This is a genomic window from Pseudomonas sp. F-14 TE3623, from assembly GCF_053629015.1.
In genome coordinates this window covers 3,087,311-3,111,331 of sequence record NZ_JBRJHM010000001.1, presented here as the reverse complement: position 1 = coordinate 3,111,331, position 24,021 = coordinate 3,087,311, and the positions used below count along the sequence as shown (strand labels likewise).

Genomic DNA, 24,021 nt, shown 5'->3' with positions numbered 1-24,021 from the left:
CGATCCGGGCATTTCGTTCACCTGAGTGGCGTTTTTATCTCTGTCTGCGTTAGAAACTCGCTTTGACCGACAACATAAAGTTACGTGGATCACCGTAGTAGTTACCGAAGGTCTCGGTACCGATGGTGGCGTAGTAGCGCTTGTCGAACAGGTTGTTGCCGTTGAGCGCAACCGACCAGGTGTCGTCGATGCGATAGCCGATGCGGCCGTTCCAGATCGCATAGCCCGACTGGCTGATTTTCTCACCACTGGAGGGTGAAACCCGGAAGTTATCGCTTTGCGCGTTAACGCCAGCGCCGATCGTGAACCGCTCAAGTGACCCACTCAGCGCGTAATCGCCCCACATACGCAATACATGCCGAGGCACATAACTATTGAACGCTGCTCCGTTCAGGCTGGTGTCGATGTCGTCGAGGGTTTTGGTCTGGGTATAGGTGTAACCTGCCAGTACTTGCAGGCGTTCAATGACTTCCCCGCTGATCTCGGCCTCGAACCCCTGAGCGCGAACTTTGCCGGCATTGACGTAGCAGTAACCATCGGATGACGGGCAGGACGAGTTGTAGTCAGTCTGCGCCTGATCTTTCTGGATCGTACGGAACAGGTTGAAGGAGCTGTTCAGTCGACCGTCGAACCAGGCGCCCTTGATCCCCAGCTCATAGCTCTGGCCCACGAGTGGCTTAAGCGCCGAACCGTCTTCTGAGCGGGAATTGCCTTGCGGTCTAAAGATATCCGAATAGCTGGCGTAGGCCGTCAGGTTCTCGTTCAGGTCCAACAGCACAGCGGCAAACGGCGTAACCTGCCCGGTCTCTGTAGTGCTGGAGTGTTCCGAGGTGCCAGTGTTGATGAAGTCGGAGTCGGTATCGGAGTTGTACCAGCTCACTCGACTACCGACGACAACTGTCAGCGGATCAGCCAGTTTCAAACGCAGTGTCGAGTAAATGCCCTTCTGTTTAGTCACTGAATTGACCGGCCCACCGCGAGATGAGTTGTCGATAAAGTAACTGTCATCCGGCTCCGGTATATGCTTGTCGGGGTTGAACACATTCTGGCGCTGCGGCAGAAACGCCACCGAGTAGAAGTCGTCCTTTTTCGAACGGCTGGCGTTGAAGCCCACGACCAATTCATGTTGCTGACCGAACGCATCGAACTTGCCATCCACGTAGGCATCGAGGCCGTAATCGACCTGATCGTAATCGTACATACTGCCCAGCACACCGGTGGTGTTGGTGCCGGGAGTCACGGCGCCGGAGGCGAACGCGTATTTGATGTCCTGAGTGTTTTTTGTGTAAACACTGGCGACCTTCAAGGTCCAGTCTTCGTTAATCTGGTGTTTCAGATCACTGAACACCGTGGTGCGCTGGCTGCGCCAGGTGTTCCAGGAAGGATCGAGGCACGTCGAACGACTGAGCTTCAAATCGCTGCTATCCCTGTAACGCGGCAGGCCACCCCAGCATGGATTGGCGTCCACGTCTTCATAGGCAATGCCCAGCCCCAGCGTCGTGTCAGGGTTCAGATCAACATCGAGCGCGCCGTAATACACCTGATCCTTGCGACTGGCGTCGTCTACAAAGTAATGCCGGCTCTGCTCGGCAACGACGGCCCGTCCGCGTACTGTGCCGGCGTCGTTCAGCGGGCCACCGGTGTCGACCTGTCCGCGATAGTTGTCCCAGCTGCCACCGGACAGCGTGATGTCGGTGTGCGGGGCCGTCTGGCCGCGTTTGCGCACGAAGTTCACGCCGCCGGCAGTGCCACCTGAACCTTTCATCATTCCCGCTGCGCCGCGAAGAATTTCGACCCGGTCGTAATACGCCATGTCACCGCTGAAACTGTCGGCCTGAACATAGAGGTTGCCCATGTCCAGCGGTACACCGTCGTACTGATACTGGCCCGACATCCGGAAACCGCGCGAATAAAAATATTTGCCGCCCATGGTCGAATCGTAGACGGTAATGCCCGGGGTCTTTTCCATGACCTGATCGATGGTGTTGAGGTTCTGGTCATCCAGCATCTTGCGGGTCATCACCGTGACCGATTGCGGCGTTTCCTTGAGGGAATGTTCGCCCTTGCCGATAGTCACCGCGCCGGTGGTGTATGAACCGCTGTTCTCGGTCGTTGCGCCCAACATCTGCCCGTTGATGTTGGTGGCGCCCAGTTCCAGCGCCGACCCGGCAGCCGGTACCGGGCGCAAAACGTAAGTACCGTTGGCCTGTGGTTCAGCTTGCAGACCGCTGCCACCCAGAATCCGTGCAAACCCTTCGCCGACCCCGAAAGCACCTTTGAGCCCGGGGGATTTCAACCCGTCGGTCTGCCGCGCATCAAAGGAAATGGCGGCACCCGCCGCGCTGGCGAAATGGCTGAGGACTTCAGTCAGGCTGCCCCCGGCGATGTCGAAGGATTGAAGCTGATTGTACTGTTGCGTCGGTGCCGCGATCGCGGCGACCGGCCATACGCAAATCGACGTTGCCGCGAGCAACCCGACCTTCACTACAATCGCCAGACGACCTGGCGCGTACACCCGATACATGCTTACCCTCCCCCAAAGACCATCAATAAAAACTCACTGAGGGATGAGCCGAACGATGCGTATGAAAAGTGCAAAAGCCCTAAAACATTTTTTTTTGCGCGGCGCACGCTAATGCACATCACCGCCTGAAACATTGACCCAGTAGCGACTGTATCGGGTGATCCGTAGCGAAAACCCACTCTCCAGCGCAGCCAGCGCCAGGTCGGTATTATTAATGGGGAACGCGCCTGACACCTTCAGTTGGGCGATACGCGGATCGCAGCGCAACACGCCTGTGCGATAGCGCGAAAGGTCGGCCAGCAACTCGGCCAAGGGACGATTAATGGCAATGATGCTTCCCTGTTGCCACGCACCGACCGAAGCATCGTTGCGCCGTACAACCCCCAATGAGTGGCCATCGAAGTCCAGGGACTGGCCGGCCTCCACACGCACCGTCGAGCCACCGCCAGCCGAACGGACCTCTACGGCCTTCTCGATCACCGCCACCCCACCGCCCTGCTCATGGGACCGGACGATAAAACGCGTCCCGAGCGCCAGCACTTCTCCATGATGGGTGAGCACCTTGAACGGCCGCTGCAAGGGATCGACAGCAGTCGTCACAAGTATCTCGCCCCATAACAGTTCGAGTACACGTTGACGACCGTCGAAACGAAGGTTGACTGACGTGTCGGTGTTGAGCAGCAACAAGCTGCCATCGGCCAACCGAAATTCACGGCGCTCACCCACGGCGGTGCGAAAATCGGCAACCAGGTTCTGGGACGTTTCACTGCGCCAACCCAACCAGCCCAGCGAACTGGCTGACGCGAGCACCAACACACTGCGCAACACCTGACGCCGGGATCGATCAGCGCCGCGCAACGCTGGCGAAGCCAGGGAGCCCGGCACGCTCGCCATCTGCTCGCCTACGTCCACCATGCGTTGCCAGGCTTGGCGATGAGCAGGATCGGAGACCAGCCAGTCGTTCCAGGCTGCCAGATCCGAATCGGTGGTGACACCAGACCGAAGTCGGGCGTACCACTGAGCAGCGACGCCAATCGCCTTCAACTCAGCGGGCGAAAGGCTCACGCCAGCTGCAACTGAATCTGCATCAGACAGCAATGCTCCATGGCCTTGGCCATGTAGTTGTTGACCGTGCGGGCGCTGATATTCAAGCGCTCGGCAATCTGCGGATAGGTCAGACCGTCGAACTGAGACAGGATGAACGTCTGCTTGACCTTCGCCCCCAATCCTTGCAACAGGCGGTCGATTTCCATCAGGGCTTGCAACAGGATCGCCTGTTCCTCCAACGAAGGCTGCTGCCATTCGGGCATAGCGGCCAAGGCTTCCAGGTAGGACTGTTCCAATGAGCGTCGGCGAAACAGATCGATCAGCAAGCCCTTGGCGATCATCGACAGGTAAGGTCGCGGCTCGCGAATCTCTAGCGCGTTTCGCGCCTTGATTACCCGAACAAAGGTGTCCTGCGCCAGGTCTGCCGCATCGAAAGCATTGCCCAGACGCTTGCGTAGCCAGCCATTGAGCCAACCGTGATGGTCGCAATACAGATCATTGACGGCGCTACGCAGGGATAAATCGTTGGCGGACATGACGACGGAATAATTCGCGAGTGATAATGACTCGCATTGTCATGCGTACGAAGGGTGATTTGCAATAGCCACATTGGCCAACAAGCCCCGCGTCACCGGAAGGTGCGAGGGCGAGATGCCGGAGTTCGGAGCAGGTTTCGCCGTCATTGATTGAGCGCTGCTCCCTACTTCTTGATGCCACTTATTAAAGAGAATGGGTGACTCGGTAGCCGTCTGGCATCCAGACAGCGATCGGAGATATCACAGGCGTTATTCACACAGCCACCCACGACTTTGTTCTGTTGCAAAGCCATGTAAGCCGAACCGGGGTCTTGGAACGTCACCGGTGTTGCCCCGGCAATTCGGATCGACTGCTCGGAGGTCGAGCCTTTGGTGGAGCTGATGCGCTTGTCTTTGAAGAAGCTTTTTGGCTGATCGGCGTTGGTTACGCGCAGCAGTACTACTACGGCAACCGGACTTCTACAAACAGAACTTTCTGGGCCTCAAATACGATTGGCAGGTCGGCCCCGGCATCCTGCGTACCGACTTGCGCCACTTCGACAACCCTATGTTCAGGTCAATTTGGCGAGACGCCACTCAAATTTTCAATCAATGACGGGGTCACCACTGCGCGATATCCATCAGCATTTGGGTGCAATCCATCCGCAACATACTGATTAAACAGGTCGGGATTTGATTTCAAGACCGCCTCCCACTTTGGATAATTGTCGATCAGACGAAGTCCCTTGGCTTTTGCGACATCCCGGTACATCTGGAAGTAATCCCTTAACTTCGGTCTCTGCACTCCAGAGCCTCCAATCACTGGATTCGTCACCATTAAAATGATCTCCGTCGATGACTTGGCAGCCTTGATCCGGTCAATCATTAGCTCGAGGTTTTTCCGCGCTTGTACGACGGTGGTTTTGTTGGGAAGGAAAGCGTCGTTGATCGCGAATTCGATAAACACCGTATCCGGGCTTTTGGAGATAACTCGACTTTCGAGATTTTCAACACCCCATCCCGACCACATCGAATCCTTGCCACTATTTATAACCGTGGCACGTCCAGGGTAACGCTGATTCAGATCATCCCCAAGCTGCTGCACCCAAGCGCCGGAGGCCGTCAAGCTCGTACCATAAGCTACGACGGTCTGCGCCTTGCCAGCATCAAGGTTTGAATAAAGATCGCTCTCCTGACCAGCAAAGCTGGCCGCGCTTAACGAAAGTAACATTCCAGCAAACAGAGCCTTGGCCCACAAACCATTCATTCAACTGTCCCGATCTTTTCACAGGTGGCAAGGATGAACCCGTGAGCTTGAGGCGTCCAACAGATTTAGGCGGGTGGCATTGGTTCTCACCCCGTAAGGTGCGGGCGAGGATGTCTCGGTCATTGTCGGGAAAGGATGGGCAGAAAATTGCAGGACATGCAAACGAAGACATGCCCAAAAATTACCAGCAGTAACCCCGAGCAAATCGTCTGGTCCGAGGCGATTCCGGACCTGAATATCAGCGAAAACTTCGGGTAGTTTTGCGCGGGTTTTGCGCAGAACTGCAACGAAAAAGGGGATCAAGCCGCTAAGTGCTTGATCCCCTTACAAAATATGGTCGGGACGGAGTGATTCGAACACTCGACCCCTAGCACCCCATCTCCTTTTTCATACTTCTTGATAGCTTCCAAAATTTTACTCTGGATTTTTCCAAGCTAGTATTTACTTGAGCTCCAGCGGTGTTCTGCTCTACGAGAGTCCAGTAACGTCCATCAAGAACCGACGTTTTTGTGGGGGTAAAAGTAGGGGGAGTCCGTTTCATGGCCAAAATTACCATCAAAGAACTCGAGTCGCTGACCGCCAATAATGCCAGCCGAATCCTCTAGGAGGATGGCAATCTGGCCGGTCGAATCTCAGTTCGCAAGAACGGTGTGTCGGTCAGCTTTTTCTATCGTTATCGGCGGGCGAGCAGAACTAAGAGTACGCCTGCGGGTCTTGGCCGCGCAAATCCCTGACGGACATCCGCAAGGCGCGTAACCAGGCCAGGGCGCAGTGATCAGCGTCTCCGAACACGATGTTTGGACGCTGATCCGAACCGTGGCCAACCACGGCGCTCACCGGCAAGGATTAACGGAACCAACACCGCAGAAACAAGAATGCTCAGAGACAATGCGCCATAACCCACTGGCTAGCCCAGCCTGTCTCTTCAATGATCGGATCGGCCATTACGCCATAAGGAAGAACGAACCTCCCCAGACCAAAACTTGCAGCATCCCTAACAAGACGATGCCGCATTTTCCAGGTAGTGGAGTTTGATTTCTCAAAACAGAGTCCGTTCCGCCATCTGAGCAATGCTGGAGTCAAGGGAGACATCAGGGATGCAGATATGCGTTGAGTTTTCCAAGACAGATTTTTGATGTGCCCAAAGGCGGCCATCGCAAAGCAATCCGGGGATAAGCACGAGCGGCGTACGGTGGGAAGACAACGGGGTTTCCTTCATAGGTTCATGGTCGAGGATTGATGCTGTTCAAAGCATGTGCCCTGCCCAGATTTTGCGACCTACTAGATCGGCGGCAATTTCGATGAACGCATCTCCAACAAATTTTGCGGCGAGGCTGACTCGCCTGTCTGCGGGAAATACCTAGACCAATTTACGCATGGGAATAGGGTCGACCAAAGGTGCAGCACTGAGCACTCCCGATTCAATCTGCGTATAAATCGATGCCAGTGGCAAAGCTGTCAAACCGAAGCCATTGCGAACCAGGTCAATCATCGCGCCGAAGGAGTCAGCTTCAACGCTGGTTTTGAGCTTGATGCCGACTTCACGCGCACAATTATCCAAAATCACGCGAAGACTGTGGCGGGCGCTTAACACCAATTGCTGCTCGGCCAAAGACTCGAATGACACCGGCGCATCCAGGCGCAGATTGGCGCTGGCGGGCCCCACCAGCAGCAGGTTTTCCATCATCACCGGCACGATACGCAGCGTATGCAAGGGTTCCCTTCTGCCATGGTCCACAGCGAAACATCACTTGTTCGGCCTGGCCAACCACTGTCCGGCCCTGCTTAGTGAACCCACCAGCTGCCCACAACACAGCGAGATCGGCATCGATCAAATGCTCATGGTCATCGTTGTGCAATTCGCCATCGGGATCGATGATCGTGGAGAACAGCCAGTCAGTGACGTCTGGCGCTGGGGCAAAGCTGATCGAGTAGTCCTCATCCTCATTGAAGAGGCCAAGGCCTTTCGGTGGATATGGCCGATTCATACCTTTATCTCGGGCAGAAAAAAAACCCGCTCATGGCGGGGTTTCTAATGACGAAACAACTATTTTGGATCAGCGCCAATCATGTGTAGCAGCGACAAAGCTAACTCGTAAGCTTCGATATCATCCCTGCCTCTCATAGACACCCTGGCTTTGATTGGAGCATCTTTACCACCTCGAAAAACAAGGCCATCTTTCGTTATGCGCAACCCCCAAACTACTCGCCATGCAGGCTCCCCTAAAGGACCCTTAACTTCTTTTTCGAAAATATAGCGGCCTTGAATTCCCTCCTCGCTGGTAAAGAAACTCAGTGCCGACCGCACGCGCCCAAACACCGTTTCAAAGTCGGCCGAGACTCCGTCTTTGTCTGTTGTGGCTGACACCCCAAGGCGTTCTTTTAAGTTCACGTGGTCGAAGATTTCTTGGATTCTCGCCACTAGGCTTACCGCATACCCCGAAATTTGCTCTGCATCCATTACAGGAGTGCTTACCAACTCTCTTTGCTCCGGTGTTACTGGCAAAAATTCCATAGCAACCTCCATCCAATTTGGATAGTCAGTATGGCATCAACTCACCATCCTGCTTGTCTCGCTTTGCGCCTGACCGTGTAGTAGCGCGACGATCAGCCCCTGCGGCATTCCGGCATCTTTGGCGTTATCGATTACCTTGCGCAGGCTCTCGTCCATTTCGTTGATCGCTCTCGCCGGATTCAGTGGTAATGCGTGATGCAAGCGGGTGACGTTACTCATCAGCTGAATGGATCAGCAGGCTTGGCGATCGAGCGCACGAACCACATGAAGCCTTGCTGCAGGTTCGTCTTGGCCAAAGCCAGCAGGCGAGGATCTACGCCTTCAATCTGACCGATCTGCTTGAACAGCTCACCTGCGTCAGCTTCAAGCGCTTTGATGGCGTTCATACCGTCAATCTCGGACTGACTCAGGTCGCGGTACCCGGTGATTTTCTTGTGCTGGTTGTCCATGGTGCTTCCCTCATCGCATGTCGCGACACAATTTGCTGATCGCGAAACGTGTCGCGGATTAAGTTTTCAGCTCGAACAGGTGGCCGCGCCGAGCCCAGGCATACACCACAATGCCGGCATGGATCATCACGCCGAACGGATTTACCCAGTGCCCCTGAAGGGCAGTGACGAACGCGCCGATGACCACCAGGTAGAACGAAATACTCAGCAGCGGCTGGTCAATGGGGCGAACGCGGCGCAGGTAGTCACCGGCAGCAATTACGACCAGGACGCACAGAAAAGCTTCGGTCGCACTCATGGTTGAAATCAGGATCGCGTTCATCCGGATGCTCCTGTGGCGCCGAACTTCCCTGCCAAGGCCTTCAGGCCTGGGATAATGTTCATGGCCAACAGGCCAATCAGGAAAGCCACGCCGTTCTGGGTGTCACCATCAACCGGGAGGTTGAAGTAGTGCACCGCCAAAGGGGTGGTGAACATCGCCGAAGCGAATCCAGTGAAGACAGCCCAAGCTGCCTCCTTTCGGGAAAGGCCTCGCAGAAACGTTAGGGACAGGATTGCCCCAGCGAATCCAGCGATTGCAACGCCGTACTTGGCCATAAGCAAGCCTGCGGCAGTGCTCGTTGGTTCTGCCATAGGAAGCTCCAGAAATGAAAAGCCCCGCTCTAGGGCGAGGTTCAAGTAAGGGGTTGTCGATCATTCAGACCGGAGGTAGGAGCTATTTTATCGTACCCAGACTAGGGTCTGAAGGGTGATAGCCTATAGCCATGAGGTTCGTCATGAAGCTCACACACTTTATTATTTGCTACAGCTTCAATGGGTATCGAGTCGTGTTCGCTCACCTCTCGACAGCCATGACCGAAGCGGATGCTTGCTACCTCTCGTTTCTGCACTCAGGCGGCAAATTGGCTTCAAGCCCGCCATGCGGCAGCACAGTCAGAGCGATGCGAGACTTCGTGAGATTAAGCGGCATCACCGAAGTGACTTGGCACCGAGATTCCGACTAATGTAAAAAGCACCCGCTCAATGCGAGGCTCTGAATAGCTCCATCATCAGCGTGACTATCAGAGGCTTCGAGGGCTATGGGGAATCTTGGATCGAGTAGGAGGCGGATTCACATCCGCCGTCCTCTCACACCACCGTACATACGGTTCCGTATACGGCGGTTCAAGTTATGCGGTTAAGCCGGTTTATCGTATCCAGTATCGAGACCAGTCCGAGTCGATCCCACAGCTTCTTCGGTAGCGCCTGATTCATATGTGGCGCTCCTGAGTTCCACCATGGGCCTCGGCCATTGACTGCCGATTTCCACGCCCGCGCCTCACCGAGTCCCAGACGCATCAAGTTGCGCGCCCTCGTAGAGGGCCGCTTCCATTGACGCCAGATGACACAGCGAAGCTTATGACGTACCCAGCCATCCAACTCCTCAAGCGGTCGCTTGCTCTGGCTTAGCTTGAAGAAGCCAGCCCAACCACGCAGCACGGGGTTTATCCGCTCGATGACAGTCGCCATCTTGTGGCCCCGTGCTCCGCGCAGCAGGTCTCTGAGTCGGTCGCGCAAGCGACCCAAGCTCATCGTCGCCACTCGCAGCCTCGGCTGTTGGTGCCAGCTCATTCCGTAACCCAGATAATCGCAGGCCCAAGGCCGCGCCACGCGGCTCTTTTCCCGGTTCAGCGTCAGTTTCAGGCGCTGGCTCAGGAAACGCTCGACACCGGCCATTACTCGCGCGCCTGCCCGCTGACTGCGCACATAAATGTTCGCGTCGTCGGCATAACGCACGAAGCGATGGCCTCGCCGTTCCAGCTCGCGGTCGAGTTCGTTGAGCAGGATGTTCGACAGCAACGGAGAGAGCGGGCCGCCTTGCGGCGTCCCCTTCTGCCGCCGACTGGCAATACCACCTGCCATCGCCCCGGCTTCGAGAAAACGACGGATCAGCGTGAGCACCCGCTTGTCTTCGATTTGGCGCTCGATGCAGGCCATCAATACATCGTGGTTGACCCGATCAAAGAACTTCTCCAGATCGAGCTCCACACACCAGCGGTGACCCGCCGCCACATGGCCGCGGGCTGTTTCGATGGCTTGGTGGGCGCTTCTGCCCGGACGAAAGCCATAGCTGTAGTCCGAGAACAGCGGATCGAAGATCGGCGTGAGCTGTTGCAGCAGGGCCTGTTGAATCAGGCGATCCACAACGCAGGGAATACCCAATTGCCGTGTTCCGCCTTTGGGTTTGGGAATATCGACGGCGCGTACACCTTGCGGGTGATACTCGCCGGCCAGCAACCGAGTCTTGAGGGTCGGCCAATACTGTTTCACATAGCCCGCCAACTGGTCGACCGTCATGCCATCGGCACCCGGCGCGCCCTTGTTGCTGGCTACGCGTTGATACGCACGCCTGAGGTTGGCGGGTGCAAGCACCCGCCCCATCAACGTGTCCGGCTCCGCTTTCGTCCACGTCACAGACGCCGCTGATACCTGTGCGCTGTCAGCCGTCATCCTCGGATTCTGTCCGGGACTCGGAGTAACAGTCTTCTCTGGGAGAAATTTCTGCATTTCGGTATTCAACGAGACTTCGACGCCTACTGGCGGCATAACCTGTTCAGCCCTTGGCGGCATGGTCATTCGCCACTTACTACGGCTTCAGCTGACTTCTGCACGCTCATCCCGTCGCCTCTCGACGCTCGGTAGCACACTGGCAAACGTGCAGATCTCCCAGGGTAATTCGCGCGACCTTCCTGCTTATGCCTGTCGGATCTACGTCACAGCGTTCCGTGCAAGTATTGGGCTTTAACGGTTTGGGCCGTCTTACCCCGCTGCACCGCCTCTATCCGCTTCCTGTTCGTCAGGCCAGCATTTTGCCTCGGGCTTCCTTCAGATTCGCAGTCACCCGCGACACCCTTGCCTCTGGCTAACACTTCCCCTTGCCGGGTGTGTAGAGGACTTCCACCTCCAAGTCACCAGCGTGGCCACCACAGCCAAGCTGGTTGCGCTTGCGCGCAACGCGCCATGCCTGGCGCACACAATAAAAAGCCCGGCGCAATAACCGGGCTTTCTTTAAGGCGTCAGAACGGTGATTGGACGCCCCATGACCTGCGCCGCACCGGCGCGACCATGATGCAGGCTTTAGGGGTCAGCCTGGACGTCATCGATCGTTGCCAAAACCATGTGTTGGCCGGCTCTCGGGTGAGGCGCCATTACCTGCATCACGACTATGCCGAAGAGAAGAAACGCGCCTGGAACCTGCTGGATGATCGACTCAGTGCCGTGCTGTCCTCAACCTATGAGCACCCTCCAGCCGAGTCAATGCTGTCTTTTCCTGCGTATGCGACGACGGAGACGCGGTCCCCCACATAAAGTCGGACTGCTTTCAGCCATTGACGACAGGCAGGAACCGGCCGAGACCGTGTAAAAAAGATTTGGATTGACGCCTCTGCCTGAGACCGTGCGGAAAATCGCGTTCCTACGTAAAGTTCAGGTCTGCTGAGTAGCGGGTCCTCACCAGATTCCACGTAAGAACGGTTTTTGTGTATTTGGAGAGGGAAACGAGACTCGCATTTAGCGTCCGACCCTTTGAAATCTAAGGGGTTTCTTTTCTTTCCAAAGCAGGAAAAAACTTAATTCTGGACTTGTTTTTGAAGTTATCAAGGGCCAAGAAGGGGTGGCTTTGGACTATGCGATTTGATTCGACCAACAGCCAAGTGGACGGCAAGCAATCTCACAACACCCGAGCACACACCGACCGAGCAAAAGTTTTCCAGCACCGTCCTCAGCACCTATGAGACTTTGCTGATCATCAAAGTGATGTTGTTTGCCGGAATGCTGGTGCTGGCCGCAATGAACCGATTTCAACTTGGCCCGCTTTTGGAGCGGTCGTTGCGGGAGGGGGAGTATCGAGTGGCGGCGAATGCGTTAAGGCGCAGCGTGTTGGTCGAATTATCAAAGGCGATTTTGATAGTGGAGCTAGTGGCTTGGTTAGGAACCTTGAGTCCCGACGGGGGATAGCATCAAGATAGCGTAGCCAAAATTTGTTCATCATGGTTATTGCGTGCGAGCAACAGCTTGATCTTCTGTCTGATGAATGCCTCAAGTGAAAACTCTGGGGCATTGGCCTCTTTCGCCGATCAGTCCGCCTGAGGCGGACAGCAATCAATCTTGGTGTATACCTCAATGGCTGGTTACATCGGAGCGCAAGGCCCCTGTCTTGCCAGGCCTGTACAACATCGGCAAGGCAAGATTAAAAGCTGCCGAACTTTAGCGAGGCTGCGATGGTGTCAGTCCTGCCAACATTGATGTTGGATGGGGCATTGCCATCGCTGCCTCGCTAACGCTCGACAGCTCCCACAGGAGACCGACTTATGCCGTAGCCTCCCGGTGATGGCTCAGGTCGACCGCCATATCGGTATCACCTTCGCAACCGAACAAGCGCAGGTTCGGAAGCCCGGCGCGAATCAGCGGGAGTACGTTCTGGGCAAAGGCATAACCGTTGCATATATCGAAGTACAGGCTGCCGCTCCACCCTCCCGGCGGGTATGCCAGCAGTACATCGGCGAACTGACGGGGGGTGAAATCGGTGAAGCTGACGCCTTCTTCACCGAAGGCTTGCGGTGAGCCGTGTGCGGTAATGATCAGGGTGTCGCCATTGCGCAGGCGCCCGAGTGTCGCCGGCAGGGCTGCGCGGCGGCAGCCGCTGTAGCGATAATCAGCGGGGAAATTACGCGCGGCGGCGGTGAGCTGGGTGTCATCGCGGCACCAGCAAAGCAGGGTTGTGCTCATGGTCTTGCTCCTTGCATGAGGTTACGAACATTGAGAGGTTGCTTTCACATCTATTCCCTTTTCAAAGGGGGGCGCGGTTGCGCCCTTCTCCCGCGCCTCGTAGCGCAGGAAAGCCGTCAAAACAGGATCAGCTCACCAGCAGCCACTTGGCCCGTTCGAGGTACGCGGTACGCTCGGCAAGGCCGTTGACACCGCCGTTGATTTTCCGCGTGACTTTTTCCACGTTGTCGGTATCGGCCAAGTCATTGAGGCTATTGCTCGACCAGAACCAGCCTGCGACGTCCACGGCCAGGCCACGGTCTGTGCTCACCAGGTCGGGTGCATCACGGTTCTCGAAGTCCCGGTGGCAGGCCAGCCCGTACTGGCGATAGTTGGCGCGACCGGTGAGCTGGATCAGCCCCCGGCCCTTGAACAGCTTTCCATCGCCTGTTTGCGTATTGCCGAGGCCTGCGCGGCCTTCATAAGCAGCGCCCGAAGCCAGCTCTTCGGTGTAGAGCAGGCACCCACTTTCGTGGGCGATCTGCGCCAGGAAATGCGCGATGCGCAGCGGTGTATTGATCTTGTAGCGCGCGAGCACATCGACAATCGGCTGGTAAAACTCGGCGACGCGCGAGGCGCTGGCGGTGGTCATGATGATGCGCAGCTTTTCCACCGTCAGGCTTGGGGGCAGCCCTTTGCGCAGCGCCGCCATCGTCTGGTCGCCCGGCGCCACCAGCGCGCCCGGGGCCACACCAACGCCTTGCTGGAAACTCTTGAGGGCCCCGCGTGAACCGCTCCCCCACGCACCATCGGTGGCGAGATTGCAGGCCAGGCCGTGTTGGCCGCTATTGAGGTTGAGCAGAAATTGCAGGCTGCGAACATCTGCCGGAGTATTCTTGCCGCCGTCGCCGACCGTATTGCTAATGCACATGGCTTGCTCCTCGCCGCAGGCATACGTTCCCCGTCAGACGACGGAAAACGTGCCTTACTGGATTTGACTGAAGGTGGAATTCAGGAAGCGGTGGTGATCGTCAGTTGCTCGGAAGGACCAGATCGACGGTGTAGACTGGGTCCTTGTGGGTACGATCAAACAGTTGAATGACGGTGCTGCCGTCAGCACCTGCCCCCCGGTGCAAATAACCGGATGCCAGGGCAATGCAGCGGCCCGACCCTGCCCCCTGCAAGGAATAGACGTCGACCTTGTCGCGGTTTTTGGAGAACTGCAGCGCGAAGCCGCACTTCCACTGGTCCTCGAAGCGGATCTGCCCGGCAGCGCTACCCGGTTGCTTGGTAGCAGTGATGGTCAGGGCGACCGGGATATCGTCGTTACCGTCGCTGATGGTGCCTGCGAACTTTTCATCGGCAGAGGCCGGCAGGATGCTGGCCAGTAACATCGCGCCGGCGAATATGGATGTGATATGTCTCATGTTGACTCTCCTTGTTAAGTGATTGGTTTAGAACCACAGCTCCAGCAAAAGGCCCGCCAATTTGGCAATGGCTATCGCCATATCGGGCTTGACCATCCCGAGTACCACCAGGGCGAACAGGAAGACAGCGCTCAACCCGCACAACGCACGCTTGGGCAGCGACATCCGTTCGGGCCCTTCAACTTTTGGCTTGATGATGTCTCTCAACGTCTTCGTCTCCTGTTCCGACAGGGTCAACAACATCGAACGGTCAGCGCGCTTCGCCATCACCATGCCCCCTGTAGCGCCCAAGCAGATCGCCGTCGAGGCGAACGGTGATCGCCTCGGCACCATTGCCCGGGACCTCGATAAACAGCTGATGAGAGGTCGCCGTGCCCCGTGGTGCGCGCCCAATCCGCAGCGCCAGCGCCCCGGATGCAGTCCGCTCCACTGTGGCGTCCATGACCACCTCCATGCCCGCCACGTAAGTACCGGGCCACAAGCGGCCTGAGGCCACCTGCGCCTGGTGCATTTCGCCGCCCAATGCCCGGATGAACTCCTCCAGGCGGGTCATCAAGACTGTCCTTCGTCATCAGGCAGCCAGTACGGTTTGCGGGCAAAGCCCAGGTGATAGATCAGGGCTTGCAGTACCACCTGGTGCTCACCAATGTTGAGCAAAGTGAAATTCTTTTCGATGCCAACAATCCGCCCCTTGGGGGTTTCGGTCAGGCAACGATTGAGCAGCGCGGCCTGCGCCTGCACCACCACTTCGGGAGTCAGCTTTTCCGGATCGATACTGCCGACCACGATGCGCTTCACGTATCCCACGTCCGTCAGGTCAAACATCCTGGGTCTCCTTTCCGGAAAAGCCTGACGACCAGCGCCGGGTTAATCCCCTATAGCCGCTGGCTGTTAAGCGCTAGCGATGCCGGCTTACGCCGCCTGGGTAATCGCCTTGGGCGCGACGGACTGGGCGATCATGTCGAGCACCCGGGCCAACCCTTCAGGCATGCCATCGTCCGAGGCATGTACCTCGACGTGATACTTGGCAGACTGGTCGCTTGATCGCGTGTTTTCCTTGTGGGAAGACACCGAGCCCGAGATGTTCACCTTGGCGCTGAACGGGCCCCAGCCGATCTTCGCCTCGGCCGACAACGCCGCCTGGGAGTCGCTGGACTCGCGGGATTGCTCGGAGTTTTTCACTTCCATGTCGAAGCTGATGTCGACCTTGTTGATGGACAAGTTCGGCACCTTGACCACGGCCAGAAGCGGTACTTGCAGCTCCACCGTTTCCATCGGGTTCGCCCCGGCCGTGCCTGGGTTGGCTTGTGAAGGTCGATCGAAACGGAACATCACCGTTCGCACACCACCGACCGCGTTGGGATCGTCGTCGGTAGCGGGCGGCAGAAAGCCAATCACCTTGATGAAGTCAGCGGTGGCATTGGCCAGGCGTACTTGGGCATCGCAAGCGGCGGTCAGGGGACCGCCGATCAGGTCACCCATGGGAAGGCCGCGGAATTGGTCACCCATCGAGAAGTTAGGCATAAGTCATCTCCATTTGTACTCAGATCAATTTATCGAGGTTTTGAACCAGCCGAGCCATCCCCTCGGACGAGGGTTGGGTTTCGACTCTGAGGGTGACGCGCGCGAGTGGCCCGCCTTCCCCATTACGGCGAGCGCCGAGATCGACGCTCAAAGGCTTGTGGGATTCAGTCGGCCATGGGGAATCGGCATCGCCTGCGTCGGGCACCGCGTTTTGCACAGGGGTCGGTGCGCCACTTTCATCGGCGTTGAGGCCAACCTCGAAGGAGATTTCCATGTCCTTCACGGCAAGCAGCCGTGAGCCTACGAGGGAAAGCAGTGGTATGGAGACCACGCGTTCCTCACCTTCCTTTGCCCCATGGGACGTGGATGGCAACCGGACCTCGATACTGACCGGCCGGTTATCTTCATCGAAATACTGGCGCACCGTGGACACCTGGAAGCGCTGGATCTTGTCCTGTGCTTCGGCGACGGCCCCAGCGATGCTCTGGATGAGAAGGTGCAGAGATTGGTTCGCCACGCGAGACACTCCTTGTCAGATGTCAGTGCCAATGCAGAATGCTGTGCCTGGCAACGCCACTTACTAATGGGTTGGTTGGTGAGTCGAGGTTATGCCCGGGGGCCTGGCGATGTCTGTGGACGTGCGTCCCGAAAACCTGGATGCGCGTCCCAAAAAGCGGTCGTCCGGTTGAACGGCCGCTGAAGGGTTTAGCTGCTGGTCAATTCACGCACCCAATCCGCAAGCCCGGGCGTATCGCCCGCGTATGGCACCAGAGGTGCAACCCCCGCCAGATCACCGCGCTGCATGGCGGCTTTGGCAGCCCGCGGCGACAGCCCGAAGGCCTTGCGAAACAGCCGGCTGAAATGCGCTTCATCGGCGAAGCCATGGTCGTAGGCAAGGTCCGAAATGCGCCTTGCGGCGTTGCCCGGATCGCAGAGCGCGAACAGACACCGGCGCAGGCGACGTTGAAGGAGGTAGTGGCGCACACCGCCAAATTTTTCGAACTCCCGATAGAGCTGGCTGCGAGAAACCCCCAGCTCCTTGGCAAGCACGCCGGGCGTGAGGTCTTCGCGCTGCAGATTCTGTTCGATGTAAAGGCGCACTCTGCGGCCAAGATGGGCTGGGCCGGAGCGCGGCGCAGCGGCTGTACGGGCCGCTACCTGGCCCAGGCAGGCGGCGACCATGCCGAGCATGGGCAGGGTGAGCCTGAAGGCCTCATCCATCGAAAGCCTCGGCACCGCGATCGCCAGTGATGACAACAGTTGGGCCAGCAGTGCGCCGGATGCGCTCTCCCGGCGCAGCACCAGGCCATGCAGTTGGCCAGTGTCATACAGCAAAGGCGACAGTGCCGTGCGCGGAATCAGCAGGCTGACGCCCTCGCCTGCCGCCATGGAAAAGCCGGCCGGTTGAGACAGGTCAAGCACCACCACATCCAGCGGACGCACCCGTAAGCCATTGCCGCACACCAGGCCTCTGTGCAAGGGAAGATGAAGCAGGTAATGATCCAGATCGCACCATCCCAACCGTGCCCTGTCGCGGCAGTAGCGGGCGCCATCCAGGCTACCCATGCAAAACAGAAAACGGTTGAAATGGTAAACCGCCATTGAGGCGGAAAAGTCGTTGGTATCAAGAGCGCTTGCGTCAAACAGAACCTCGATGGTCTGCCGCCAAACTGCAAAGCCTTGATTGCTGGAAGTGCCCACCGTTGCACTGTGGAAACTCGGAATCGCTGCGTCACCCTGTCCTTCGTTGTTGCTATTACCCTTAGCAGAATAAGATTCCATCGTACCGACCCATCCATAGTTGAGTCGGTTAATGGCTTAGAGAGGGAACGGGGAATACGCCACTAATTTGGCATCACGCCCCCACAAATAAAATTCTATGCCCGGCCGTTATCGATCTGCCTGGCCGACGCTCAACCTCTGCTTCGCGCCGCTGTTGCATGAAATTGAGGCTTGGCAGCGCGCGCCCCAGCCACCAGTGCCTCGAGTGATCACCTGGTATACCGGCTAAATCTGCGAAGGCCTCATCAATGCTATAGACCTCAACTTTCGGCACAATCGACTCGATAACACTCATTACCGCGTTCGCTCATATCGGCGTTTATGTGGAATAGAAAATCAACAGGACATGTCGCTACCATCCGATCTGTGGTTATTACGGCCCGCCCGGCCCATGATCACGCCCGATTTGAGGGTATCGTGAAGCCTCGAACTTACGTTTTGGCCTGTGCAGTCAAAACATTTCCTCTAGGCCTTCACTGGCAGTAAGCCCACTGCGTAGTCAACAGCTTCAAGCAATGCATCTCTTGATACGCCATCACGCGCTTGGACAGAAATCCCATGCAAAAATGTTGCGTAGAAATTTCCTAGTGCCTGAACATTTACCATTCTGCTCAACTGCCCATCTCTGCTGGCCGCTTCCAGGCGAAAGATGATCGACTCCGTCCGGTGGCGCCGATGCTCCGAGAGCCAAGCGAGTACCGGCGTATTTTCGGGTGCCACGCTATTAGCTGCGCTGACCACAAGGCACCCCCAAGGCCTATGCGGGGAGGTGTAGGTATTGACGGCCTCGCACAGCATTTGCCGGATCGCCTGACTAATATCAGCTAGCTCCAGGGTGCGCTCTGCAAATCCTCCCTCTCCAGCCTCATAAAGCCCGACAGCCTCTTCAAACAGCCGCTGCTTACTACCGAATGCTGCATAAATGCGGGCAGATGCAATGCCTAACGCATCGACAAGCGCTGACATGGAAGTACCTTCGTAGCCGTGCTCCCAAAAAAGGAGCATGGCCTTTGTCAACGCCTGTTCTTTGTCGAATTCCCGTGGTCGCCCTGCCATACCGTTATGCCCAAAAAATCAGATGGCGCATTTTAGCGCAAATCAACTTGACGAATATCGCTTAGCAAACCTATTCTTTGTCGATCAACAAAGAATAGGTTTGCACGATGAAAACATTAAAAGGCCCAAGCCTACATCTGGCTCAGTTCAGCACCTCCCAAGCCCCTTTCGATAGCTTGGCCCACATCAGCAAGTGGGCAGCGGGCCATGGGTTCAAAGCATTGCAGATTCCCGCCTGGGATGAGCGATTGTTTGACGTCGCCCAAGCAGCACAAAGTCAGGTCTACTGTGATCAGATCAAGGGCACACTCGCAGAGCACGGATTACAAATCAGCGAATTGACGACGCATATCTATGGTCAACTTGTCGCGGTGCATCCAGCCTATGATGCTATGTGGGATGCCTTTACACCGGCCCGCCTGCAGGGTCGCCCCCAAGCTCGCACCGAGTGGGCAGTAGAGAAAATGAAGTTGGCTGCACGCGCATCTGCTCGCCTTGGCTTGAGCGAGATGGGTACGTTTTCCGGGTCGTTGGCCTGGCCGTATCTGTTCCCATTCCCGCAGCATCCAGAGGGATTGATAGACGCCGCTTTCAGCGAACTTGCAAAGCGCTGGCGCCCTATCTTGAATCTGTGCGACGAGGTGGGCATCAATCTCTGCTACGAAATTCATCCCGCCGAAGATCTGCATGACGGTACCACCTTCGAACGTTTCTACGCGCTGGTGGATGAACATCCACGGTGCAACATCCTGTTTGACCCCAGTCACTTCGTACTCCAGCAGCTCGATTACCTGAGCTACCTGGACATCTACCACGAGCGCATTCGCATGTTCCACGTCAAGGATGCCGAGTTCAATCCCACGGGACGCCAGGGTATTTACGGCGGCTACAGTAACTGGAACGATCGTGCCGGCAGGTTTCGCTCCCTAGGCGATGGTCAGGTGGACTTCAAAGGGATTTTTTCCAAGCTTGCCCAGTTTGACTATCCGGGGTGGGCGACTCTTGAATGGGAGTGCTGCCTCAAGAACCAGGAAGACGGTGCACGGGAGGGCGTGGCATTTATCAATCAACACATTATCCAGGTGACTGACCGCGTGTTCGACGACTTCGCTTGTGCACCCGTCAACTTTCAGCAAATTCAGTCAATGCTCGGTATGGCCACTGCGCCCATGGAAGGAATAGCGTAAATATGAACAAGGCCGTCGATCTTACCTCCCCCATTGAAGCTCACTTCACTCACCGTTATGTGCGAATCCAGGGGATCCGTATTCATTGCGTAGTTGCCGGAACCGGTGATCCTGTTCTGTTGGTGCCTGGCTGGCCACAAACCTGGTATGCGTGGCGTCATGTGATGCAAGCATTGGCCACTCAAGGATATATGGCGATCGCCGTGGATCCGCCTGGACTGGGTGATTCCGACCGCCCCGAACAGGGGTATGACACCGGCAGCGTGGCGCAAATACTGCACCAAACGATGGAACAATTGGGTTTCGGTCGTTACCACTTGATCGGGCATGATGTCGGTATGTGGATTGCGTATGCTATTGCTAGTGACTACCCGGAGGCGGTACGGACATTAGCTGTAACGGAAGCCGTCATACCCGGATTAGCCGAAGCACCGCCTATATTCGTAGCCCCGGAGGAAAACATCTTTCTGTGGCATTTTTTGTTCAATCAGGTCAGGGATCTGCCCGAGCTGTTGATCACAGGAAGGGAGGCCACCTATCTCAACTTCATGTTTGACCGCTGGGCGTTCAAGCGTAATGCGGTCGCCTCCGAAATATACATTCAGGCCTACTCCTCACCTGGCGGGCTGCGGGGAGGGTTTGCTTATTACCGTGCGATCCCCGAAACAATTCGTCAGAACAAGCAACGCTCCCTACGACCGCTGACGATGCCGGTGCTGGCGATAGGTGCCGAGTACGCCACGAAGGATGCCCCATTGCTCACGCTCAAAGATCACGCTAGTAACTTGCGTGGCGCGATTATCGCCGAGTGTGGCCATTTTGTAATGGAGGAAGCAGCTGATGATTTTATCCACCATCTAATGACGTTTCTTGAAGACCATATCGCCATATGACCTTTCGCAGTGCCTAGGAGCAGACCGCGTCCATGTAGTGTGGTTCCTGACTTTGAAAGCTATTATCGGCTGGCACAAAGGGTCGCGGTAGGGATGGCAGTTACCTGCCACCCCCCGCACATACATGGACGCCCCCGGGTTGCCAAGCTTTCAATCTGTGACGGCTCGATGGTAGAGATTGCACTCATACATCCGGACTTTCGGTGCAGCGTTGCCGCTGTCCCTGATGGAATCCGCTGGCCGAGTTCTCAATAGATCCGTGTGCTCATGGCACGCTGTGCGGGTCAGATTTTCTTGGCCACGGTCTTACCAGTTTTTCCATCAATTCATGATCACCTGAGCAACCAATAGCGTTGGTCTACTACAGGGTTGAGTTGACGTCTTCAAGCCGCTCCGATTACGCGACGACGGTCGTGTAATCGGAGCGGAACTCGCGGTCGCCGGCCAACAAGACCCATATAATTCGGGCGTTTTTATTTGCCAGTGCAACGGCTGCCACATTGGTGTTACGCCGCTTAAGTAGCCGGCCAAGCCAGCTGTCAGAGATATCTTTTCGTTGTGCTGCGTAGATCATCGACCGTGACCCCTGGATCAGTAGCGTCCGTAGATAGGAGTCCCCCCGCTTACTCATCCCCAACAGCACCGTCTTACCACCAGTGGAGTTCTGCTTCGGCACCAGCCCAAGCCAAGCACTCACCTGTCGGCCATGCTTGAAACTCTTGGCATCGCCAAGAGAAGCTACCATCGCACTGGCCGTGATTGGCCCGATGCCTGGAATCTTGGCCAGCTTGCGGCTGTTTTCGTTCACGCGATGCCAAGCGACAATTTTACTCTCGATCTCATGAACTTGATGATCGACCCCCTTCAACTGTTCCAGTAGACGCTGCACAAGCAGACGAAACGAGCCCGGCAACTCGTTGTGCTCATCCTCAATAATCTCCGGTACATGCTTGGCGATATGTGCGATGCCCTGTGGGATTACAAGACCAAATTCGGCTAGCAACCCACGGATCTGATTAGCCTGCGCTGTCCGAGCCTTAACGAATCCCTGACGAACCGATGCAGCGACAGCACAGCCTGTTGCTCAATGTCCTTAATCGGCACAAAACGCATGTTTGGCCGACCTACCGCTTCGCAGATAGCCTCAGCATCAGCTACATCGTTTTTGTTCGTTTTCACATATGGCTTTACGAATTGCGGGGCCATCAGCCTCACATCATGACCAAGGCTGCGCCGCTTGCGAGCCCAATGGTGGGCGCTTCCACAGGCCTCCATACCGATCAGGCACTGCGGCATGATGGCAAAAAAGGTGGCAACCTGGTCGCGCTTGAGTTGCTTCCTCAGAACGGTCTTGCCATGTTCATTAACACCGTGCACCTGAAATACATTTTTCGCCAAGTCGATACCAACGGTCATAGTTTTCATGCCGGATGCTCCTCTTGGTTTATGGTTTCTGAAGCCCTTCTACCATGGCACGTTGAAGCCACTGGCTTGTGGATGGGAATGGGGGCGTCCATACCAATAGATCCGTACGTGCGGAACTACCGCATACGGCTCCTGCCTTGGGTGCGTGACGCGAAGCGATCCTCAGGATACGGGTGTGCGTTCTTTGGGCTCGGTATGTAGTGATCTGTGAGCAACCCGAAGCGTGACCATTGAAGCCGATTACGCTGGCTGCGACGTTTGAGGGCTTGCCACCATAGACGGCAAACCGCCAGACGAAATCCACCAAGACGTATCAGATTTCCCGGCACCGCGTGGTAATTGAAGTAGCCCGTGACCACTCGGGTAAGCCACTGACCCACGACTTGAACAGACTCGTGGCGTCGGCGTTTCAGCTCATCCCGAATGGCCAGCAGCGTCGCACGCATTCGCTTCTTGACCGTCAGTCGCAGTATTTGAAACCCACCGCTTCTGTTGGTACTACAACAGTGCGTGAAACCCAGGAAGTCAAATGTCTCCGGTTTACCTAAGCCTCCGCTTCCTACGATTTCTCGCAGCAAAACGACCAAACTCAATCAGTCGTGTTTTCGAGGCATTGAGGGACAATCCGAACTTGGCCAAGCGCTCCTGCAGCTGCACCAGAAACTACGGCGAGATCACCGCGCCTTGGGGAGTCCCCTTGGTCGCAGCCACCCTACGGCCATCCTCCATAACACCCGCTTGAAGCCATTTGCAGATAAGCCCGAGCATGCGCCGGTCTGCAATCCGGTGTCCCAGAAACATCAGCATCCATTCATGGTCGATCTCATCAAAGAACGACGTGATATCCGCATCCACTATCCAGTTCACCTTCTGGCCCTTGAGCGCGACCGTCAACGCATCCAGCGCATCGTGCTGGCTACGTCCCGGCCGAAACCCATACGAGAATCCTAGAAAGTCTTCTTCATAGATCGCATTCAAAACGGTAACGACCGCCCGCTGTACGATCTTGTCCTCAAGAGAGGCAATGCCCAGCGGACGCTGCCTGCCGTCGGCTTTGGGAATATAGACCCGCCGCGACGGCGTTGCCCGATAGGCTCCACTGTGAAGCCTTGCGTGCAAATCGGTCACCCGCTGGAGAAGATCCTCCTCATATTCTCGCCACGACATGCCGTCCACGCCCACTGCTGCATCGCGGCGAAGTGCATAGAAGCTCTGCGCCAATAACTGCGGTGTGATGTGGTGCAGCAATGCCGTGAAATGCATGCCCTTGTTCCTTCGGGCTGCTTCACGTACACCTTCAAGTCCCATCGACGCGCAACTGATCCGGCTCAGTGTCCGGGGCGCGGGGGCCCGTTGGTGTTTCCCTTGGCTACGTCCCTTTCCTCCACTATCTCCGCCGGGCCAGGCCCTTTGTTCGATGGCTTCTCAGGTACTACGGACGTATCCGACTTCTCGGCGGCGTAGACAGCAGGGTTACGGCTTTTGGCCTTTCCTGCTCCGCCCGGTGCTTGCGCACCGGGCGCCGCCGAGATCTCCCAGTTTCTGTGCGAAGGACTTCCCGACGTGCACAGGGTCTCCGACCGCGCGGGATCAGAGCATGACTGGCGTATACCCGCCAACAAGTTGCCCCCTCCCCAATTCACAACTGACTGTTGGCGACCCAG

At 56.6% G+C, this 24,021-nt stretch carries 23 protein-coding genes and 9 pseudogenes; 6 read left to right on the top strand and 26 right to left on the bottom strand.

Annotation, left to right across the window (positions count from 1 at the left end):
- Nucleotides 1-49 precede the first annotated feature (49 nt).
- The 4 genes and pseudogenes from AB7M29_RS14495 to AB7M29_RS14480 form a co-directional block, all read right to left on the bottom strand.
- Nucleotides 50-2,524 (bottom strand): TonB-dependent siderophore receptor, encoded by a 2,475-nt coding sequence (locus AB7M29_RS14495; RefSeq protein WP_454247115.1) that lies wholly within the window; start codon nt 2,522-2,524, stop codon nt 50-52.
- A gap of 108 nt (nt 2,525-2,632) precedes the next feature.
- Nucleotides 2,633-3,589, bottom strand: a complete 957-nt coding sequence (locus tag AB7M29_RS14490; protein WP_454247114.1) for a FecR domain-containing protein — start codon at nt 3,587-3,589, stop codon at nt 2,633-2,635.
- Nucleotides 3,586-4,107 (bottom strand): sigma-70 family RNA polymerase sigma factor, encoded by a 522-nt coding sequence (locus tag AB7M29_RS14485; RefSeq protein ID WP_052965348.1) that lies wholly within the window; start codon nt 4,105-4,107, stop codon nt 3,586-3,588. Before AB7M29_RS14485 ends, AB7M29_RS14490 begins: the two co-directional genes overlap by 4 nt.
- 251 nt (nt 4,108-4,358) lie before the next feature.
- A pseudogene (locus AB7M29_RS14480) lies at nt 4,359-4,538 on the bottom strand (ABC transporter); the annotation flags it as partial.
- Between AB7M29_RS14480 and AB7M29_RS14475 the strand changes: the two are divergent.
- Nucleotides 4,539-4,651 (top strand): annotated as a pseudogene (locus AB7M29_RS14475) (hypothetical protein); the annotation flags it as partial.
- A gap of 12 nt (nt 4,652-4,663) precedes the next feature.
- Here AB7M29_RS14475 and AB7M29_RS14470 read toward each other — a convergent pair.
- Entirely contained in the window at nt 4,664-5,353 is a 690-nt protein-coding gene (locus AB7M29_RS14470) for an SGNH/GDSL hydrolase family protein (protein WP_217857758.1), read from the bottom strand.
- A 539-nt stretch (nt 5,354-5,892) separates the two neighbouring features.
- Here AB7M29_RS14470 and AB7M29_RS14465 point away from each other — a divergent pair.
- Nucleotides 5,893-6,122, top strand: a pseudogene (locus AB7M29_RS14465) (site-specific integrase); the annotation flags it as partial.
- Between the two features lie 477 nt (nt 6,123-6,599).
- Here AB7M29_RS14465 and AB7M29_RS14460 read toward each other — a convergent pair.
- The 8 genes and pseudogenes from AB7M29_RS14460 to ltrA all read right to left on the bottom strand — a co-directional run.
- Nucleotides 6,600-7,073: pseudogene (locus AB7M29_RS14460) on the bottom strand (LysR substrate-binding domain-containing protein); the annotation flags it as partial.
- A 55-nt stretch (nt 7,074-7,128) separates the two neighbouring features.
- Nucleotides 7,129-7,341: pseudogene (locus AB7M29_RS14455) on the bottom strand (putative metallopeptidase); the annotation flags it as partial.
- 59 nt (nt 7,342-7,400) lie between these two features.
- Nucleotides 7,401-7,868, bottom strand: a complete 468-nt coding sequence (locus AB7M29_RS14450; RefSeq protein WP_454247113.1) for a hypothetical protein — start codon at nt 7,866-7,868, stop codon at nt 7,401-7,403.
- A 36-nt stretch (nt 7,869-7,904) separates the two neighbouring features.
- Nucleotides 7,905-8,087: a hypothetical protein gene (locus AB7M29_RS14445; RefSeq protein WP_454247112.1), complete on the bottom strand. Its 183-nt coding sequence runs from the start codon at nt 8,085-8,087 to the stop codon at nt 7,905-7,907.
- A complete protein-coding gene (locus AB7M29_RS14440; protein ID WP_454247111.1) occupies nt 8,087-8,317 on the bottom strand; it encodes an Acb2/Tad1 domain-containing protein in 231 nt (76 codons plus the stop codon). Before AB7M29_RS14440 ends, AB7M29_RS14445 begins: the two co-directional genes overlap by 1 nt.
- Before the next feature lie 58 nt (nt 8,318-8,375).
- Nucleotides 8,376-8,639, bottom strand: coding sequence for a hypothetical protein (locus AB7M29_RS14435; protein WP_454247110.1), 264 nt, complete (start codon nt 8,637-8,639; stop codon nt 8,376-8,378).
- The gene (locus AB7M29_RS14430; protein WP_454247109.1) at nt 8,636-8,950 is read right to left on the bottom strand and encodes a peptidase M48, Ste24p; all 315 of its coding nucleotides are present in this window, start codon (nt 8,948-8,950) and stop codon (nt 8,636-8,638) included. The genes AB7M29_RS14435 and AB7M29_RS14430 overlap by 4 nt, the downstream gene beginning before the upstream one ends.
- Nucleotides 8,951-9,481: 531 nt before the next feature.
- On the bottom strand, nt 9,482-10,903 hold the full coding sequence (ltrA, locus tag AB7M29_RS14425) for a group II intron reverse transcriptase/maturase (RefSeq protein WP_454246493.1): 1,422 nt from the start codon (nt 10,901-10,903) through the stop codon (nt 9,482-9,484).
- A 471-nt stretch (nt 10,904-11,374) separates the two neighbouring features.
- On the opposite strand from ltrA, the pseudogene AB7M29_RS14420 reads away from it, so the two are divergent.
- Together AB7M29_RS14420 and AB7M29_RS14415 are read left to right on the top strand one after the other, a co-directional pair.
- A pseudogene (locus AB7M29_RS14420) lies at nt 11,375-11,665 on the top strand (site-specific integrase); the annotation flags it as partial.
- Between the two features lie 408 nt (nt 11,666-12,073).
- Nucleotides 12,074-12,313 (top strand): annotated as a pseudogene (locus AB7M29_RS14415) (CopD family protein); the annotation flags it as partial.
- Between the two features lie 351 nt (nt 12,314-12,664).
- Here the strand turns inward: AB7M29_RS14415 and AB7M29_RS14410 are convergent.
- The 11 genes and pseudogenes from AB7M29_RS14410 to AB7M29_RS14360 form a co-directional block, all read right to left on the bottom strand.
- Nucleotides 12,665-13,084 carry a hypothetical protein gene (locus tag AB7M29_RS14410; protein WP_454247108.1) on the bottom strand — a complete coding sequence of 140 codons (420 nt, stop codon included), beginning with the start codon at nt 13,082-13,084 and terminating at the stop codon, nt 12,665-12,667.
- 127 nt (nt 13,085-13,211) lie between these two features.
- Nucleotides 13,212-13,994, bottom strand: a complete 783-nt coding sequence (locus AB7M29_RS14405) for a glycoside hydrolase family 19 protein (RefSeq protein ID WP_454247107.1) — start codon at nt 13,992-13,994, stop codon at nt 13,212-13,214.
- A gap of 100 nt (nt 13,995-14,094) precedes the next feature.
- The gene (locus AB7M29_RS14400) at nt 14,095-14,490 is read right to left on the bottom strand and encodes a hypothetical protein (RefSeq protein ID WP_454247106.1); all 396 of its coding nucleotides are present in this window, start codon (nt 14,488-14,490) and stop codon (nt 14,095-14,097) included.
- Nucleotides 14,491-14,517: 27 nt separating this feature from the next.
- Nucleotides 14,518-14,757 carry a hypothetical protein gene (locus tag AB7M29_RS14395; protein WP_454247105.1) on the bottom strand — a complete coding sequence of 80 codons (240 nt, stop codon included), beginning with the start codon at nt 14,755-14,757 and terminating at the stop codon, nt 14,518-14,520.
- Nucleotides 14,741-15,043, bottom strand: coding sequence for a hypothetical protein (locus AB7M29_RS14390; RefSeq protein ID WP_454247104.1), 303 nt, complete (start codon nt 15,041-15,043; stop codon nt 14,741-14,743). The genes AB7M29_RS14395 and AB7M29_RS14390 overlap by 17 nt, the downstream gene beginning before the upstream one ends.
- Nucleotides 15,043-15,315, bottom strand: coding sequence for a hypothetical protein (locus AB7M29_RS14385; RefSeq protein ID WP_258615238.1), 273 nt, complete (start codon nt 15,313-15,315; stop codon nt 15,043-15,045). Before AB7M29_RS14385 ends, AB7M29_RS14390 begins: the two co-directional genes overlap by 1 nt.
- An 87-nt stretch (nt 15,316-15,402) precedes the next feature.
- A complete protein-coding gene (locus tag AB7M29_RS14380; RefSeq protein WP_258615239.1) occupies nt 15,403-16,014 on the bottom strand; it encodes a DUF2589 domain-containing protein in 612 nt (203 codons plus the stop codon).
- Between the two features lie 19 nt (nt 16,015-16,033).
- Nucleotides 16,034-16,531, bottom strand: coding sequence for a DUF2589 domain-containing protein (locus tag AB7M29_RS14375; RefSeq protein WP_454247103.1), 498 nt, complete (start codon nt 16,529-16,531; stop codon nt 16,034-16,036).
- Nucleotides 16,532-16,719: 188 nt separating this feature from the next.
- A complete protein-coding gene (locus tag AB7M29_RS14370) occupies nt 16,720-17,715 on the bottom strand; it encodes a helix-turn-helix domain-containing protein (protein WP_454247102.1) in 996 nt (331 codons plus the stop codon).
- A gap of 289 nt (nt 17,716-18,004) precedes the next feature.
- Nucleotides 18,005-18,113 (bottom strand): annotated as a pseudogene (locus AB7M29_RS14365) (Y-family DNA polymerase); the annotation flags it as partial.
- A gap of 148 nt (nt 18,114-18,261) precedes the next feature.
- Nucleotides 18,262-18,801 carry a TetR/AcrR family transcriptional regulator gene (locus tag AB7M29_RS14360; protein ID WP_454248712.1) on the bottom strand — a complete coding sequence of 180 codons (540 nt, stop codon included), beginning with the start codon at nt 18,799-18,801 and terminating at the stop codon, nt 18,262-18,264.
- 158 nt (nt 18,802-18,959) lie between these two features.
- On the opposite strand from AB7M29_RS14360, the gene AB7M29_RS14355 reads away from it, so the two are divergent.
- Both AB7M29_RS14355 and AB7M29_RS14350 read left to right on the top strand, forming a co-directional pair.
- The gene (locus tag AB7M29_RS14355) at nt 18,960-20,039 is read left to right on the top strand and encodes a sugar phosphate isomerase/epimerase family protein (RefSeq protein WP_454247101.1); all 1,080 of its coding nucleotides are present in this window, start codon (nt 18,960-18,962) and stop codon (nt 20,037-20,039) included.
- A 2-nt stretch (nt 20,040-20,041) separates the two neighbouring features.
- On the top strand, nt 20,042-20,932 hold the full coding sequence (locus AB7M29_RS14350; RefSeq protein ID WP_454247100.1) for an alpha/beta fold hydrolase: 891 nt from the start codon (nt 20,042-20,044) through the stop codon (nt 20,930-20,932).
- A gap of 397 nt (nt 20,933-21,329) precedes the next feature.
- Here AB7M29_RS14350 and AB7M29_RS14345 read toward each other — a convergent pair.
- Nucleotides 21,330-22,357 (bottom strand): annotated as a pseudogene (locus AB7M29_RS14345) (IS110 family transposase).
- A gap of 663 nt (nt 22,358-23,020) precedes the next feature.
- A complete protein-coding gene (locus tag AB7M29_RS14340; protein ID WP_454247099.1) occupies nt 23,021-23,620 on the bottom strand; it encodes a reverse transcriptase domain-containing protein in 600 nt (199 codons plus the stop codon).
- Nucleotides 23,621-24,021: the final 401 nt, after the last annotated feature.